Consider the following 15,700-nt stretch of genomic DNA (forward strand, 5'->3'; position numbering starts at 1 on the left):
ATCATTAATCTATACATGAAAAATAAAAGTTTTGAAAAAGCAAAAGAGCAAAGCAAGTTATTAGAAAATGATTTGTATAAGAATCCTCAAAAGTACCGCGTATTAACAGGAGATAGACCTACAGGTAATTTGCATCTTGGACACTATTTTGGCTCAATTATAAACCGATTAAAATTACAAAGCTTGGGAATTGAGACTTATATTTTAATTGCTGATTATCAAGTGTTGACAGATAGAAATGTTTTTAATGAAATTTCAAAATTCACCTATGAACTAACTTTGGACTATTTAGCCTGTGGATTAGACCCTGAAAATTATAAAACTCATATTTTTCCACATAGTCATATTCCTGAATTAAATCAACTAACTATTCCATTTCTGACATTAGTTTCCAGTTCAGAATTAAACAAAAATCCAACTGTTAAAGAAGAAATTACTGCTTCAGGACTGAGTAATATTAATGCAGGAATGTATATCTATCCAGTTCATCAAGCTGCTGACATTTTGTTTTGTAAAAGTAATGTGGTTCCTGTTGGAAAAGATCAATTGCCTCATATAGAATTAACTCGGAAAATTGCAAAGCGCTTTAATACCAAATTCAATAAAAATATTTTTACCGAACCTGTTGCATTTTTTACTGATACCCCTACTATTCTTGGGTTAGACGGTATTCAAAAAATGAGTAAAAGTCGTAACAATTCAATTATGATAAAGTCAACAGCAGACGAAACAGCAAAACTAATAAAATCTGCCAAAACTGATTCAAGTCGTTACATATCTTACGACCCCGAAAACAGACCAGAGGTTTCCAACTTACTTAAGTTAGCTTCCTTATGTTCAGATAAAAGTCCAACAGATATTGCTGATCAAATTGGCGACCAAGGTTCAGGAAAACTTAAACAGCTAACAGAAGAAGCCATAAACACATATTTTGAGCCTATTAGAAAAAAAAGAATAGAGCTTGAAAAAAATAAAGATTATGTCAGAGATATTTTGCTTAAAGGTATAAGTAAAGCGAGAGAAACAGCTATTGAAACGTTGAGTGAAGTCACTGAGGCAATGAATATGAAAATATAATAGGACTACATCCAGCAAAGAACTAAAATCGGACTCGATTCAATCTTTTTATTTTGAAAGAACAGATTTGATTTTAAATGGAATCTCGAAGAACAAATAAAGCGAACGGAAGCATTTCAAAAAAAAGAAAATAACTAAAACTATTATTTAATTCTACTTTTTCAAGAAGGTAAACTTCATACAAATATCAATCAATAATCATCATTAATCAAAAAACATCATCATGAAAAAAACTTTAATTACTATGACTTTGTGCGGACTAACATTAATCGCCAAAGCTCAAAACACAAGTGTAGAAAAATCAATATTCGGATTACAAACTGGAGTTCTAGGAGTCTGGGCATATAATGAAACAAAACTATCAAATTCTATAGCATTAAGAACAGAAATTGGTTTTGATTTTGGTATTTGGGAATCTACGTTTTATGATGATTATGATTCTCCATTTCTACTCACACCTGTAATAGTTGTGGAGCCAAGATTCTATTACAACCTTAAAAAACGGTCAGAGAACTCAAAACCAATTGATGGAAATAGTGGCAATTTTATTGCTTTAAAGATGGGTTATCATCCAGAATTGGCACTGTTCAATACTGACGATGCGCCTGTAGTAAGTGACTTTTCCATTATACCCACTTGGGGAATTAGGCGACATTTAGGGAAGCACTTTAATTTTGAAGCAGGTCTTGGCGCAGGATATAGTTACACATTTGCTAAACGTGCTGGTTATTTAAAGAATAAAAGTGAACTGGAATTAAATATGCACTTACGAATAGGGTATAGACTTTAACATAAAAAAACAATTTCAATATCAATCAAAAAACGAACAGTATATGTTTTTCAAATCAAAAGAAGGAAAAGACAAAATTTTATCCCTTTACAACCAGAAGTTAAATGAGCTCAATATTGAATATTCCGAGGAATCGGTGGAAACAAAGTTTGGCGTTACAAATGTTATTATTACAGGAAACGTAAAAAAAACACCACTACTCCTTATTCATGGCACAGGTGGTTGCTCCCCTCTAATTTTAGAATCATTCCCTAATTTATCCTCAACATACTGTGTTTACGCCATAGACGTGCTTGCGCAACCTAATAAAAGTGCTGAAAACAGGTTAGATATGAAGTCTTTAGATTATGGAGAATGGTTAACTGAAGTTATTATTTTACTAGGCTTAAAAGACGTTACTTTAGTTGGATTTTCATTTGGAGGCTTTATTTCTCTCAAGACTTTAGAATTTAACCAAAGACTCATAAAGCACGTTTTTTTAATAGCGCCAGTTTACATCGTAAATGGTAATCCTTTTGTAGGCTTATTTAAGATGTTTATGCCTTTAAAGAAATTCATAAAAACGGGTAATGATAATTATCTACAAAAAGTCATTAAAGCTCTTTTTAGTGAAGCTGATAATTTTGCCATCCAATTTATGGGAACCACTTTTCAAAATTGTAATATGGACTTTTCACCATTACCTGTAATAGCTAAAAAATCTGCTCAACAAATTGAAACACCTATTACTATTTTCGCCTGTGAAAACGATATTATGTTTCCTGGTAGAAAATTGATTAAAAGAGCCAAACGAATATTTTCTTCTATAGAAGACGTTGTTATGATTGAAGATGCTAAACACGTACCAAGTTCAAAGAATTTCAAAAAAATAGAGGATTTAATTATTGATAAAAACAGATACTAAAATGATAGCAGAAATAAAATCTTTAGAATTCCCTAGTCCTAATATAATTTCAATAAATGGAATTGAGTTAGAAGTATTTGAAGCAGGTAAAGAAAATATGGGCAATCCAATTGTCCTTTGCCATGGTTTTCCCGAACATGCCTTTTCATGGCGTCATCAAATCCCAGCACTTGCTAAAGCTGGTTATCATGTCATTGTTCCAAATCAAAGAGGATATGGTAATTCGTCATGCCCTAAAGACGTAACAGCATATGATATCACCCATTTAACAAGTGATTTGGTGGCTTTACTTGATTATTACAACTACAAAGATGCTGTTTTTGTAGGGCATGACTGGGGTGCAAATGTAGTTTGGAACCTTGCACTCTTATATCCAGAGCGTGTCAATAAAATTATAAATCTTGCATTACCTTATCAAGAACGCGGTGAAAAACCATGGATTGAGTTGATGGAAGCGTTTTTTGGAGACGATTTCTATTTTGTTCATTTTAATAAAAAACCAGGAGTTGCAGATGCTGTGTTAGAGAACCAAACAGAAAACTTTCTTCGTAATTTATTTCGTAAGAATGTACCTCTTGCACCACCAGAGCCAGGAATGTTAATGATAAATCTTGCAAAAGCAGTAAAGCCTCTTGGTGACCCTATTATGAACGACGATGATTTGTCTGTTTTTGTAAAGGCCTTTAACAATTCCGGATTTAATGGCGCTATTAATTGGTATAGAAACCTCGACCGGAACTGGCACTTATTAGCAGATATTAACCCAATCATCAAACAGCCTACACTTATGATCTATGGTAATCTAGATATGATACCAAAATTTGAAAGACTACAGGATTTTGTTCCGAATTTAGATGTGATTAGTTTAGATTGTGGCCATCACATTCAACAGGAATTACCACAAGAAACAAATGAATCGATTTTAAAATGGTTGGCAGAATTTAATAGTTAAAAAAAGAAGTAGGAACAAGAATGGTAATTTTATAGAGAGGGATCAGAATTTGCTAGAGACTATAAAACAAGCATTAATTTTTGAATCTATTTTATAAATGTAAACTCATTAATAAGTCTCTCTTCAATAACTTCAATATTTTATATTATGAATATAAACGATCAACTTAAAACCATAAAAGACTACTATTCTCCAAAAATAATAGGTGAAGTAAATGATGTTTTTATAAAACTTGTAAAAATACAGGGAAACAAAGTGCCTTGGCATCAACATAAAAATGAAGATGAATTATTTTATGTGCTTAAAGGAAGTCTTGTTTTTGAAATAGAAAACCAAGAACCATTTACAATGAAAAAAGGGGATTTGTTCATTGTAAAAAAAGGAATTAATCATAAAGTCAGTTCTAAAAAGGAAAGCCATTTAATGCTTATTGAAAATAAATCAGCTTTGCATACAGGAAATGTAACTCATGAGATTACAAAATCTATTAAATATCAATTAGATTGATTTTTCAGTTTAATTTGGATTACATAACCCTGAAACACGACTCGACTTACAAGTTAGATATGAGGTATGTTATTCAACAAGCTAAAATTGCTGATTCCTTATAAAATTCTGTTATATATCGCTTTTCATATTTTTCAAATCAAAATATGAATATTTTAGCTTTAGGTTTAACGTTATGAAAAAAATTAATACATCGCACTAACACATTAATATCAATTATGAAAGCCAAAATAAGAAGGGTTAAAGACAATTACATGACCAAAGGATTAAAAATAGTATTGACAATAGGACTCCTTATTGTCTTTCAAGAAATATCGGCACAATCGAAGTTGAATCAATCGAGTGAATTTCAAACAGAAATTATTGATTCTGTTTATTCAGAGGTATTCAAAGAATATCGAGAGTTTTGGGTTAAACTCCCTGATAATTATAACCCAAATAGTAGTGTAAAATATCCTGTTGTTTATTTGTTAGATGGATTTTCTCTGAGAGAAAATTTAGAAGAAATTTATGATAATTATTGGGGACATTATTTGCCTCATATGATTCTAATTGGAATTTCTAACAAAACTAACAGGATACGGGACTTAACTACTTCTCAGATTAAAATGAGGCGTGGGCAGGCAATGAATAAAGAAACTGGTGGTGCGGAAAACTTCACCCAAAGTATTGAAAAAGAACTAATCCCATACATTGAAAATAAATATCCAACCACGGCCTACCGTACCTTAATTGGGCATTCTTATGCCGGTTTGTTTACGGTAAATATGTTGGTTAATCATAAGCATCTCTTTCAAAACTATATAGCCATAGATCCAAGTTTGGATTGGGACGACCAAAAATTATTGAAGGAGGCAAAAGAAAAGCTGAGTTTAGAAAGTTATAAAGGTAAATCTCTTTATGTGTCTTTAGCAGCAGAACAGCTACATATGTGGAATGAAGAAATAACCATGGAGAATATTATGGACGACGCTTCAGAATTCACTTTGTTTGCACGTTCAATCATTGACTTTTCAACTTTTGCGACCTCTCAAAAACAGAATGGATTAAATTTCTCATGGAAGGTGTACAATGAAGATTTACATGGTACTGTTCCGCTCCCAACGATGAGAGATGGATTGATTTTTCTTTTTAAATGGTACCAGTTTAAATCTCCGCAAAAATATAATAATCCTGAAACAAAAGTAGAAGAATTGGTTAAGCTATTGGAAAAACAAGAAGAAATCTATTCAACGCATTTCGGTTATCCCTTCCCTCCAATGATTGAGGAAATGTTTAGTGGCTATGGCTATATGAATTTAGAAATGGGGCAACCTGAAAAAGCATTTATGTTTTTCAAATCGAATATTGATTATTACCCCAACAGCGCAAGTGCCTACAATTCAATGGCAGACTATTATGAAACTCAAAATGATATTACTAATGCACTAAGGTTTGTGAAAAAAGCTGCTGAATTAAGTAATGACGAATACTATAAAAACAGAATTCAAGAACTAAAAAACAAATAACAAAGGCTAACATTTTGTATAACCTGCATTATCACAATAAATCAGGATGTTAGATTTGAAAAGCATAGCATCGCTATGGTTAGAGAAAATAACGAAACGAAGTGGCTGATTTGCAGTATTTTTGGTTCGTAATAGATTTTCTAATTCATAATGCGGGTTTAAGTAATACCAAAGTAGAAGTAGAAGTATTATTAGGAAACTACCACGTAATCTACCACTACTCATGCAACTTACCGTTCGCACTTATTTGAGAAAAAAATGAAACGATTAAGAAAATTCATAGAAAAGAATATTTCGGGCAAAAAGGTTTTAGGACTTTTTATCTTGACCAATCTGGTTTACACCTTTATGCTCACTGTCACCATTCCCAAAACAATGGAATTCTCTAACGGAATGAAATTATTGGATATGATGCCCACAGGATATGATTTGAATTATGTCAATGAATTATTCATTTCGCTTGAAGAAAATGGCCGTTTGACGTATCTGACCAATCAAATACCTGTTGATATGATTTACCCACTGCTATTTGGACTTTCTTACTGTCTGCTTTTGGGTTATTTCTTGAAAAAATTAAACAAATTAAATTCCCCATATATTTATCTCTGCGTAATACCTATTATTGCCGGAATTGCAGATTATTTGGAAAATATCGGGATTATCACAATGTTAAAAAGCTATCCTGATTTGACAGAGATTTCAGTAGAAACGATTAGCATATTTTCAGTTATAAAAAGCATTTCAACAAGTATATTTTTTATTGCATTAATAATAATCTTAATAACACTTGGAATTAAAGTATTAAACAGAAAAAAAACTGCTGACACCGTATAAAATTAATTGCTTGTTTTAGCCTATTTACGAAAGTCCTCGCGGACTTTCTACCTGTAATTTATTTGCGAAATTAGTTGCTTAAACCACGCAACTGATCTTATACATAACCGTTACCAAACATATAAAGCAAACTATGAAAAATTTGACATTTGTAATTTTATATATTCTTCTTTCAGGAGTACAAACCATATTTGGACAGAATGAAACAGATATTATAGTAGGAAGTAAGTTCGTTATTAAATCTAATATTTTAGATGAAGAAAGAACCTGTTTAATAAGTCTTCCTGATTCATACAATAATTCATCTGAAGTTGGTAAAAAATATCCAATTATCATATTATTGGATGGATATACTCATTTTAAAACAGCATCTGGAATAGTACATTTTATGAGTTCTAATAGGAATCGAAACAATTTAATGCCTGAAAGTATTATTATAGCCATAGAGAATGTTGACCGAGAACGAGATTTTACAGTTACAAAAATTAAAACCAAACGACCGAATAATATGGGAGGTGGAAGGATTTTTTTGAATTTCATTGAGAAAGAACTAGTACCTTATATTGATAAAAAGTATAAGACAGAACCGTTTAGAAATCTTGTTGGGCACTCTTTAGGAGGACTACTTACACTAAATTCCTATATGGATGAAAATAGCGTATTCAATGCTTACATTTCTATAGACCCAAGTATTTGGTGGAATGAGGAGATGATGAAAAACAAAGTTGATTCTATTTCCTCAATATCATTAGATAAAAAACTTTATATCGCTACTGCCAATCAAGGGGAGGCTAATTACGAAAGGAATAAACAAAGACACGACTCTCTTTATACTTTAATAACAAAGAAATCGGATAAACCTCTAAATATCGAAATAGAATATTTTGAAAAAGAAAACCATCGCTCTGTACCATTAGTAGCTTTATACGAAGGGTTAAAATATATTAATAAAGAGGAATGATTTCGAAACTGGTAATATCAACAAATACATTAATTAAAAACTGCAACAGTTTAATTAATTTATAGTCTTTCAGTAAAATTTCAAAAATGAATAGAATAAAAACGCTCTTTTTTCTGACATCAATAATCGTTTTCACAAACTGTCAAAATAAAAACAATCCGACGGTAAAGTATTTGTCTGAAACAACAATAAACCAAATAGACACATTGATGGAGGTGTCATATAAACGTGGATTGTTCAATGGGAACATCCTTGTGGCACAGGGCAATAATATTATATATCAAAATGAATTTGGATATTCAGATGCCTCTAGATCAAAAAAACTTAGTAGAAACTCAATATTTAACATTGGTTCTATAGCAAAAGAATTCAACGCTGTTGCGATAATGATTTTAAATGAAAGAGGGTTACTTAATCTGGATGATAAAATCTCAAATTTTGAATTGCAATTACCAGAATGGTCAAATACCATTAGCATTAGGCATCTACTTCAATATACAAGTGGACTGCCAAGAATCAACTGGAACAATATTAAGAATGACCAAGACATCTATAATGATATAAAGAATATTAAACGTCTAAATTTTGAACCTGGTACAGATTACTTGTACAGCAACAATAATATTTTTCTGCAAAGAAGAATTGTTGAACAAGTATCTGGAATGAGTTTTAATGATTTCATTCAAAAAAACCTACTTATTCCTGGCGGTATGACAAATGCTATTATTGACGCGGATACTCAAAACCCTGAATTAGTAACCGCATTTAATAATACTTTTGTAAATGATAGAGCAATGGATATCGAATTCTCTGGCTGGGTAAACCCTACTGCAAATGATATGTATAAATGGATAATCAACTTACATTCAGGACAGTTTATATCTAATAAATCGTTAATTACTTTATTTGATTCGCATTCTAAGGAGAGTTCTTCTGCTTTAGGAATTGGGGTCATTGAGAATGACACTTTGCTAATTCATCAACATCATGGATCATCTTTCAATTATGAATCTTTTATCCATTATAATGTGAAAGAAGATTTATCAATCGTTTTAATGACAAATAATAAAAACCGCAAGCTTCGAGAAATAACTGATGCAGTCGAAAATATTTTAAAAGGCAATCCCTTTTCAATACCACAGAAGTCTATTTATTTCGCAATTAGAGAAAAATGTTATGATAATGCTAATGAGGGAATTGAGCTTTATAAAAACTTAAAAAAACAAAATTTTTCTGAATATAATTTTTCGGATGAAAATGAATTAAATCAACTTGGCTATGATTTGATTAAGAAAGGTCAAATAGAAGAGGCTATTAGCATTTTTAGATTACTTATCTCAGAATTCCCAAATTCATCAAATGCATTTGATAGTATGGGCGAAAGTTATTTCTTAAATGACCAATTTGAATTATCAAAAATAAGCTATCAAAAATCTTTAGAACACAATCCTGAAAATACAAATGCAGAAGAAATGATAAACAGAATTGAAAAAATAAATGTAAAAACAAACTAATGGCAACAACGTATAAAATTATTTGCTTGTATTAGCCAATTTACGAAAGTCCTCGCTGACTTTTGCTGCGCACAGTTCGCAAAGCTCGTGTCTATCTGTGATTTATTTGTTAAATCAGGTGCTTAAACACATAATGAATCTTATACAATCACATTAAGCGCAATGTAACAAAACTACGGACTCATCGTCTTCCATTAACAACCAATCAGAAAATTAAAATGCAAGAAAATTTAACAGAACAAAAAAAAACTTGGAATACGATCTTTCTATTTCTGGCTCTCGTATTTGCGCTTACTTCACCTTTCCATTATGCCATAGTTAATTTATATCCATCACGAATATATGTTGGAGCAATCATGTGGTGTCCTGCAATTGCCGCATTTATTACCTTAAAAATAAAAGGGCGTAAAATTTCATCTTTAAATTGGAATTGGGGAAATTGGAAATATATCCGATTGTCTTATTTCATTCCTGCCTTATATGGGGTAATCACTTATATACTAGTCTGGAGTTTCGGATTTGGAAGTTTAGCCAATGAAGAAGTCATTATAGACTGGGGAAAAGAACTTGGTTTATTTGGAATAGGATCATTAAATCCAACGGCAATAACAATAATAGCCATTATTTTAATAGGTACTGTAGAAGTAATAAGAGCCTCAGCAACAACTTTAGGAGAAGAAATTGGGTGGAGAGGTTTTTTTATCTATGAATTGAGAAAGGTACTTTCCTTTACTGGTGTATCTATTTTTAGTGGATTTATTTGGGCTGCTTGGCACTGGCCGCTGCTTGTTTACTATAGTAATAATGTATTATTGGAATTTATAACATTCTTCATCGTAATTATTTCTATGTCTTTTATTATGACGTATTACACATTTAAATCTAAAAGTCTATGGCCAGCAGTAATTTTTCACGCCGTAAGCAATGTATATATTCAAAAAATATTACCTGAATTAACCATTAAAAATGAAGGAACGGAACATTGGCTTGGCGAAAACGGAATTATGTTTGCAATTGTGACTTGTGTTTTTGGAATTTACTTTTGGAGAAAAGCAATTAAAGAAAAATTATAACTAAAAAACACAGCGGCTAATACCGTGTATAATTGCTTCGCCAGTTCGCTAAGCTCTTGTCATTGCTGGTTATAGCCTACTTACGAAAGTCCTCGCTGACTTTTGCTGCGCACAGTTCGCAAAGCTCGTGTCTATCTATGATTTGTTTGTTAAATCAGGTGATTAAACACGCAACGAATCTTATACAATCACATTAAAGCCATTATAGATCAACATATGAAAACAAAAATCACAATCTTACTATCAATACTAACTTTGATTTTGTCATGCCAACCATCAATCGAAGACACTGTTGATTTAAAGGTTCAAAATTGGATTCATGGTTCTGAAAACTGTGAAGATAATATGGACCCACCAATTCAGGTCGTTAAGTACAATAGCCATACTTATATTTTACGTCAAAACAAGTGTACAAATTATGAAGCGCCTTTTATGTTTTTGTTTTTTGGTGAGAACAAAGCGCTATTAATGGATACTGGAGCTACTCAAGAAGATGATATTTTTCCGCTTTATAAAACTATAAATAAAATTATTAACGATTGGTCTAAAAAGAATGGAGAAGTTGAATTAATTGTTGCTCATACGCATAAGCATGGAGACCATTATGCTGGCGATGGACAATTCAAAGGAAAACCAAACACTTCTGTAATCGGTCTTGAGGTTAACGATGTACAAGATTTTTTTAAGATAGCAAACTGGCCTGAAGAAGTTGTAGATTATGATTTAGGAAATCGCATGATGAAAATAATACCAATTCCTGGACACCAAGCGTCTTCAATTGCGGTTTATGATACTTCGACGAAAATTCTCTTGACTGGAGACACTTTTTATCCTGGTAGACTATACATAAATGATTGGATTGCTTTTAAAATGAGTATTGAAAGACTTGTAAAATTCACCGACATTAATGAAGTTTCAACCATACTTGGAAATCACATTGAAATGACTCAAACAGCTGGAGTTGATTATCCCATGGGAAGTATCTACCAGCCTAAAGAACACCAACTTCCGTTAAGTGTGCTCACATTAAAAGAACTTTCAAATGCTCTAACAAAATTGGGAGATACACCGACAAAACAAATACATGATAGCTTTATAATATATCCAGTCAATTAAAAATACTGACACTAACAGTGTGCAGTTTGCGTAGGTATATCAATAGACGGTAAATACCTTTTCTTTAGCAGAAATGTAGGTACAGACGATTTTGAAAATGTAGATATACTTTGGGTAAGCGCGGAGGTAATAAAAAAACTAAGGAAATAAAACAACAACTTCTGCCAACAAATATATATACATCTTACAACTAATTAGTTACATAGTTAAAGTTAAAGCATATTTGGAAAAAACAGATTTATCTTTCATTAGAATCTATAATTTCATAAAATTCTTTCTTTCCTTTTACAGTAAGATAAGGATAAAGTATACTTAATAAAGTATTTGCTTTTTTTTCTATTACACTCTCATTAATTTTCCCTCCATATAATACGGTAGAATACAACCAAGTATTACTATAAAGAATCATTTGTTCGGCAAGATTTTGGCATTCCCAATCCAGTATAGATACTTTCATTAATTTATTCTTTTTTAATTGAGTAAATAAAAAGATATAACTCTCATATCTTGAATCATATATTTTATGAAAATGAGTTTTAATATTATCATTTAAATTTAATATATTGTATAAGTCTGTCCAGAAAAATTGATAATCAATCATTCGCTTCATGGTTAACTTAATTTCAATTTTTATTTGATTTATAGAAACTTCCATCTCAGAGAAACTTGAGAGTCTATAGTCAAATTCTTTTGTCATTTCAAAATATAAAGCCTCCAAAATTTCTTCACGTTTTTTAAAATGATAATTTAAATTCCCTGAACTCATCTTTAATGTTTTTGCAATCATTCTAATAGTTACTGAACTATAAGATTGCTCATTAAATAAGTGCCTTGAATTATCCAATATTTTTTCTTTTGTTGATTTCATTAGTAAACTTGTCCTAATTTAAATTATTATTAGTAAATTTGTCCTAAAATTACATAAAAACAATTAGATGAATGATATGGAACCACAAAAGAAATCCTTTAATATTAAAATACTTGTAGAAATAACAATTGTATTCCTAACTATATTGAGCATAAAACACCTTGCGGATTATTTCGACGTAATTGGTGCTGGCTCAATAGCAATTTGGTGTGGTATTATAGTTAGTACGATTTTCATGAAACAAAAAAAAATAAACTGGAAAGAGTTTGGGCCTAAGATTCCAAAAGGTACAAAAAATTGGATGATTAATATATTGATAGCACTTGGCACTGTAATACTAGTTTTTTCAATTATGGGACTAATTGTAAAACCAATATTGGAAAGTTTTGGTCTAACGAACCCAGCAGGTGCAGCTGATAGATTTGCTTTTTTTATGGGTAAACCTCTTGTGTTTATAGGTTACCTAATTACAGTTGTTTGGTTTGGTGCAGCCTTAGGTGAAGAATTGTTATTTCGTGGATATTTACTAAATAGATTGGTTGATTGTACTGGAAATAATACATTGGGAATAATTATAGCATTAATTATACATGCTGTAATATTTGGAATGTTACACATTTACCAAGGATTAGCAGGTGTTATTGCCACTGGTTGTATTGCCCTTATATTTGGTTCAGTCTATTTTACAATTAAGCGAAAACTTTTTCCTATAATAATTGCACATGGAATTATTAACTCTCTTAGTCTTATTGGATTATATTTTAATAATGGCGTTATAAGTTAGAGATAAAGAATTGTATAAAACCTACAGCCAACAAAGATGTATATAAAAAAAAGCAATCCTCTGCTGAGACTATCATGAAGAAAGACAATATTTAAGTCATAAATTCTCTTGTCTTAAATCTGTATTTTTTTTAGCAATTAATCCAAGCCTTAAATATTCCATAGCCTAAATTCCTAAAATAAATAACAAACGCTTATCGCTTCTTATTCGCGCTCATGTATTTCTTTTTTCTATTTTTAAAGAAAATACGTTGCTTTGTTATTCATATGAGTTTAAGTTATACCAAGAAAATATCAAAAACCCGTTTGTATTGGCTTTGCCAATTGATGGGCTGGTGCTTGGTATCAACTTATTGGGCATACACAGTATATAACAGAGATAATTATGGTATTTTCTATACATTTTCAAATTATGTTTTAGATGTGGCAATTGGAATTTTCTTAACACATATGTATAGAATATATGCATTAAAAGCTAACTGGAGTCAGTTGCCAATTAAAAAGTTATTTATTCGTGTTATTCCAAGTATACTTTTGTTAGCGCTTCTATACGTGTTAATAAACAACTTAAAATGGTATACGTATTGGACTTTTATTGCAGGTGAGGATAAAAATTTCTTTGAAGCCATCATGTACTGGGATCCAATTTTACTGACAGGACTGCGACTAATGTCTATTTGGATATTGGCATATCACTTGTATCATTACTATCAAAAAGAAGTGGTTACGGCAAGAGAGAATGCGCAACTTTCCTTAATCGCAAAACAAGCCCAGTTAGATAATTTATCAGCGCAATTGAATCCTCATTTCTTATTCAACTCTTTAAATTCGATTAAATCACTAGTTATTGAAAACCCAAACGTTGCCAGAAGAGCTATTGATTTATTATCAGATTTATTGCGGTCATCATTATATGAAAAAGACAAAGATCTAATTAGGATTAAAAATGAATTGGCTTTAGTTTATGATTACATTGAATTAGAAAAGATGCGTTTTGAAGAACGACTTCAACTGAAAACTAATATTGAAGAAGACGTTATTAATTATAAGATTCCAGCGTTAAGTATTCAGTTATTGATAGAAAACGCCATTAAACATGGCATCGATTTAAAAGTTGATGGTGGCGTTATTAACTTAAAAATTAAAAAGAAGGATAGTCATATTCATATTACGGTTGAGAATCCTGGTGTACTTAGTGAAAATAAAAGTGTTGGATTAGGTCTCGAAAATTTAAAAAAACGCTTAGAAATTCAATATAAAGGTAAGGCTGGTTTTAGTTTAACAGCGACTGAACTTAACCATGTCTGCGCAGAACTCATAATTCCAATGCATATAAACGATGAAAAGATTTAAAACCATAATCATTGATGATGAACGTTTAGCAAGAGAAGAAGTAAAACGTGCATTAGAAAAACATAATGAGTTTGAAATTATAGGCGAGGCTAGTCATGTAGATGAAGCCATAACTTTAATTGAAGATTTACAACCAGACCTATTGTTTTTAGATATTCATATGCCTGGAAAATCTGGATTTGATTTACTGGAAGAACTAACAAATGTACCTGACGTCGTTTTTACAACGGCCTATGACCAATATGCTGTAAAAGCGTTTGAGATGAACGCTTTAGACTATTTGGTAAAACCTTTAAGAGATGAACGTTTTTCTAAAACTATTGAAAAGGTAAAGGAAGAACTTTCTAATAGGGTAAAATTAGAACCTACAACATTACCGATGCATCAAAAGATATTTATAAAAGATGGTGAAAAATGTCATTTTATTCCACTCACAGAGATTCATTTTATTGAATCTTTAGAAAATTATGCACGTCTTTATTTTGGTTCGGATAAAGCAATGATAAAGCGTTCTTTAAATTTATTAGCAGAAAAATTAGACCCTAAAGTCTTTTTCCGTGTGAATCGAAGTCAAATGATTAACATACATTACATCAAAGAGATTCACCCATACTTTAATAATAAATTACAAATTATATTAATCACTGGTGAAAAAGTAGAAGTGTCTAGCAGGCAGTCCGTTAAGTTTAAAAACTGGAATAGTTTATAAAGAGAAAATCGCTGAGTTTTCTAACGTTCATTGACTTTTATTTACGCTCATGTATTTTTCCTTTTTTGATAAAAATTCTCACCTTTACTTTGTACTATCATTAATTTAAAACTCTTATTATGAAGTATTTAAAAGTTGCATTCGGAATAGTAAAAATCGTGTATTTAGTTATGATTTCATTGTTGATGTCTTGTAGTGAAAACACTGATTCATTAGCAGAACAACCAACGTTAAGCGATTATGCCGTTGGTGAAACATGGACTTGGAAATATAAAGGCGTAACCACTGAAGGCGAAGTGCGTTCAGAAGGCAAAGATACAAGAGAAATAGTACATATAGCTGACGGCTTAGGTATGGTCATTGCAAAAGATACGATTCCAGTTTCGGACATTGTAAAGCCAGAAGAAAGCGAAACACCAAGATACAAATGGCCTTTAGAGGTTGGTAAAACGTGGCGATATGAAAAAAAATGGACAAGTCAAGATGGTACCACAGGAACACAAAGTCAAGATGCAAAAGTGTTATCCTACAAAGAAGAAACAGTAGACGCTGGAACCTTTATGGCGTATACCATAGAATACAAGGGAACGGTTTCAAATTCTAGAGGATACAACGCACAAACAGATGAAGTTTGGTTGTATGCACCAGAACTAAAAAACTTTATTAAAATGACGCAAACCCAAGACGGCTTTTTGTACAATGAAGAGTTAATCCATTACATAAACCCAAATAGAAAATAGTTAGTTCTTTA

At 31.3% G+C, this 15,700-nt stretch carries 16 protein-coding genes; 15 read left to right on the forward strand and 1 reads right to left on the reverse strand.

The features are described from left to right. Window positions 1-15 precede the first annotated feature (15 nt). From trpS to KO504_RS07150, 11 genes are all read left to right on the forward strand, one after another. Window positions 16-1,077, forward strand: coding sequence for a tryptophan--tRNA ligase (gene trpS, locus KO504_RS07100; RefSeq protein ID WP_215925640.1), 1,062 nt, complete (start codon window positions 16-18; stop codon window positions 1,075-1,077). A gap of 223 nt (window positions 1,078-1,300) precedes the next feature. After that, the gene (locus KO504_RS07105; protein ID WP_215925641.1) at window positions 1,301-1,867 is read left to right on the forward strand and encodes a hypothetical protein; all 567 of its coding nucleotides are present in this window, start codon (window positions 1,301-1,303) and stop codon (window positions 1,865-1,867) included. Between the two features lie 43 nt (window positions 1,868-1,910). Continuing rightward, a complete protein-coding gene (locus tag KO504_RS07110; RefSeq protein WP_215925642.1) occupies window positions 1,911-2,771 on the forward strand; it encodes an alpha/beta fold hydrolase in 861 nt (286 codons plus the stop codon). Between the two features lies 1 nt (window position 2,772). Then, window positions 2,773-3,723, forward strand: a complete 951-nt coding sequence (locus tag KO504_RS07115; protein ID WP_215925643.1) for an alpha/beta fold hydrolase — start codon at window positions 2,773-2,775, stop codon at window positions 3,721-3,723. 147 nt (window positions 3,724-3,870) lie between these two features. Then, complete coding sequence (locus tag KO504_RS07120; protein ID WP_215925644.1) at window positions 3,871-4,230, forward strand: cupin domain-containing protein; 360 nt, start codon at window positions 3,871-3,873, stop codon at window positions 4,228-4,230. A gap of 278 nt (window positions 4,231-4,508) precedes the next feature. Continuing rightward, entirely contained in the window at window positions 4,509-5,738 is a 1,230-nt protein-coding gene (locus KO504_RS07125) for an alpha/beta hydrolase (protein WP_252723637.1), read from the forward strand. A 258-nt stretch (window positions 5,739-5,996) separates the two neighbouring features. Next, entirely contained in the window at window positions 5,997-6,572 is a 576-nt protein-coding gene (locus KO504_RS07130) for a hypothetical protein (RefSeq protein WP_215925645.1), read from the forward strand. Between the two features lie 133 nt (window positions 6,573-6,705). Beyond that, window positions 6,706-7,533, forward strand: coding sequence for an alpha/beta hydrolase (locus KO504_RS07135; protein WP_215925646.1), 828 nt, complete (start codon window positions 6,706-6,708; stop codon window positions 7,531-7,533). An 86-nt stretch (window positions 7,534-7,619) separates the two neighbouring features. After that, window positions 7,620-9,047 (forward strand): serine hydrolase, encoded by a 1,428-nt coding sequence (locus KO504_RS07140; protein WP_215925647.1) that lies wholly within the window; start codon window positions 7,620-7,622, stop codon window positions 9,045-9,047. A 218-nt stretch (window positions 9,048-9,265) separates the two neighbouring features. After that, a complete protein-coding gene (locus KO504_RS07145; RefSeq protein ID WP_252723638.1) occupies window positions 9,266-10,120 on the forward strand; it encodes a CPBP family intramembrane glutamic endopeptidase in 855 nt (284 codons plus the stop codon). 216 nt (window positions 10,121-10,336) lie between these two features. Continuing rightward, window positions 10,337-11,236, forward strand: coding sequence for an MBL fold metallo-hydrolase (locus KO504_RS07150; protein WP_215925648.1), 900 nt, complete (start codon window positions 10,337-10,339; stop codon window positions 11,234-11,236). A 238-nt stretch (window positions 11,237-11,474) separates the two neighbouring features. On the opposite strand, the gene KO504_RS07155 is transcribed toward KO504_RS07150, so the two are convergent. Beyond that, a complete protein-coding gene (locus KO504_RS07155; protein WP_044634113.1) occupies window positions 11,475-12,104 on the reverse strand; it encodes a TetR/AcrR family transcriptional regulator in 630 nt (209 codons plus the stop codon). Window positions 12,105-12,180: 76 nt separating this feature from the next. Between KO504_RS07155 and KO504_RS07160 the strand changes: the two genes are divergently transcribed. The 4 genes from KO504_RS07160 (at window position 12,181) to KO504_RS07175 (ending at window position 15,689) form a co-directional block, all read left to right on the forward strand. Beyond that, window positions 12,181-12,888: a CPBP family intramembrane glutamic endopeptidase gene (locus KO504_RS07160; RefSeq protein ID WP_215925649.1), complete on the forward strand. Its 708-nt coding sequence runs from the start codon at window positions 12,181-12,183 to the stop codon at window positions 12,886-12,888. Between the two features lie 266 nt (window positions 12,889-13,154). Continuing rightward, window positions 13,155-14,240 (forward strand): sensor histidine kinase, encoded by a 1,086-nt coding sequence (locus KO504_RS07165; RefSeq protein WP_215925650.1) that lies wholly within the window; start codon window positions 13,155-13,157, stop codon window positions 14,238-14,240. Then, a complete protein-coding gene (locus KO504_RS07170) occupies window positions 14,227-14,949 on the forward strand; it encodes a LytR/AlgR family response regulator transcription factor (RefSeq protein WP_215925651.1) in 723 nt (240 codons plus the stop codon). Before KO504_RS07165 ends, KO504_RS07170 begins: the two co-directional genes overlap by 14 nt. Window positions 14,950-15,068: 119 nt before the next feature. Next, window positions 15,069-15,689, forward strand: coding sequence for a hypothetical protein (locus KO504_RS07175; protein ID WP_215925652.1), 621 nt, complete (start codon window positions 15,069-15,071; stop codon window positions 15,687-15,689). Window positions 15,690-15,700 lie beyond the last annotated feature (11 nt).

The sequence above is a fragment of the Winogradskyella psychrotolerans genome (assembly GCF_018860565.1).
Taxonomy (GTDB): Bacteria; Bacteroidota; Bacteroidia; order Flavobacteriales; family Flavobacteriaceae; genus Winogradskyella; species Winogradskyella damuponensis.

Bases quoted from the DNA above. Each gene is read 5' to 3' on its own strand.
- trpS (WP_215925640.1), top strand. From the start codon at position 16: ATGAAAAATAAAAGTTTTGAAAAAGCAAAAGAGCAAAGCAAGTTATTA.
- KO504_RS07105 (WP_215925641.1), top strand. From the start codon at position 1,301: ATGAAAAAAACTTTAATTACTATGACTTTGTGCGGACTAACATTAATC.
- KO504_RS07110 (WP_215925642.1), top strand. From the start codon at position 1,911: ATGTTTTTCAAATCAAAAGAAGGAAAAGACAAAATTTTATCCCTTTAC.
- KO504_RS07115 (WP_215925643.1), top strand. From the start codon at position 2,773: ATGATAGCAGAAATAAAATCTTTAGAATTCCCTAGTCCTAATATAATT.
- KO504_RS07120 (WP_215925644.1), top strand. From the start codon at position 3,871: ATGAATATAAACGATCAACTTAAAACCATAAAAGACTACTATTCTCCA.
- KO504_RS07130 (WP_215925645.1), top strand. From the start codon at position 5,997: ATGAAACGATTAAGAAAATTCATAGAAAAGAATATTTCGGGCAAAAAG.
- KO504_RS07135 (WP_215925646.1), top strand. From the start codon at position 6,706: ATGAAAAATTTGACATTTGTAATTTTATATATTCTTCTTTCAGGAGTA.
- KO504_RS07140 (WP_215925647.1), top strand. From the start codon at position 7,620: ATGAATAGAATAAAAACGCTCTTTTTTCTGACATCAATAATCGTTTTC.
- KO504_RS07145 (WP_252723638.1), top strand. From the start codon at position 9,266: ATGCAAGAAAATTTAACAGAACAAAAAAAAACTTGGAATACGATCTTT.
- KO504_RS07150 (WP_215925648.1), top strand. From the start codon at position 10,337: ATGAAAACAAAAATCACAATCTTACTATCAATACTAACTTTGATTTTG.
- KO504_RS07155 (WP_044634113.1), bottom strand. From the start codon at position 12,104: ATGAAATCAACAAAAGAAAAAATATTGGATAATTCAAGGCACTTATTT.
- KO504_RS07160 (WP_215925649.1), top strand. From the start codon at position 12,181: ATGGAACCACAAAAGAAATCCTTTAATATTAAAATACTTGTAGAAATA.
- KO504_RS07165 (WP_215925650.1), top strand. From the start codon at position 13,155: ATGAGTTTAAGTTATACCAAGAAAATATCAAAAACCCGTTTGTATTGG.
- KO504_RS07170 (WP_215925651.1), top strand. From the start codon at position 14,227: ATGAAAAGATTTAAAACCATAATCATTGATGATGAACGTTTAGCAAGA.
- KO504_RS07175 (WP_215925652.1), top strand. From the start codon at position 15,069: ATGAAGTATTTAAAAGTTGCATTCGGAATAGTAAAAATCGTGTATTTA.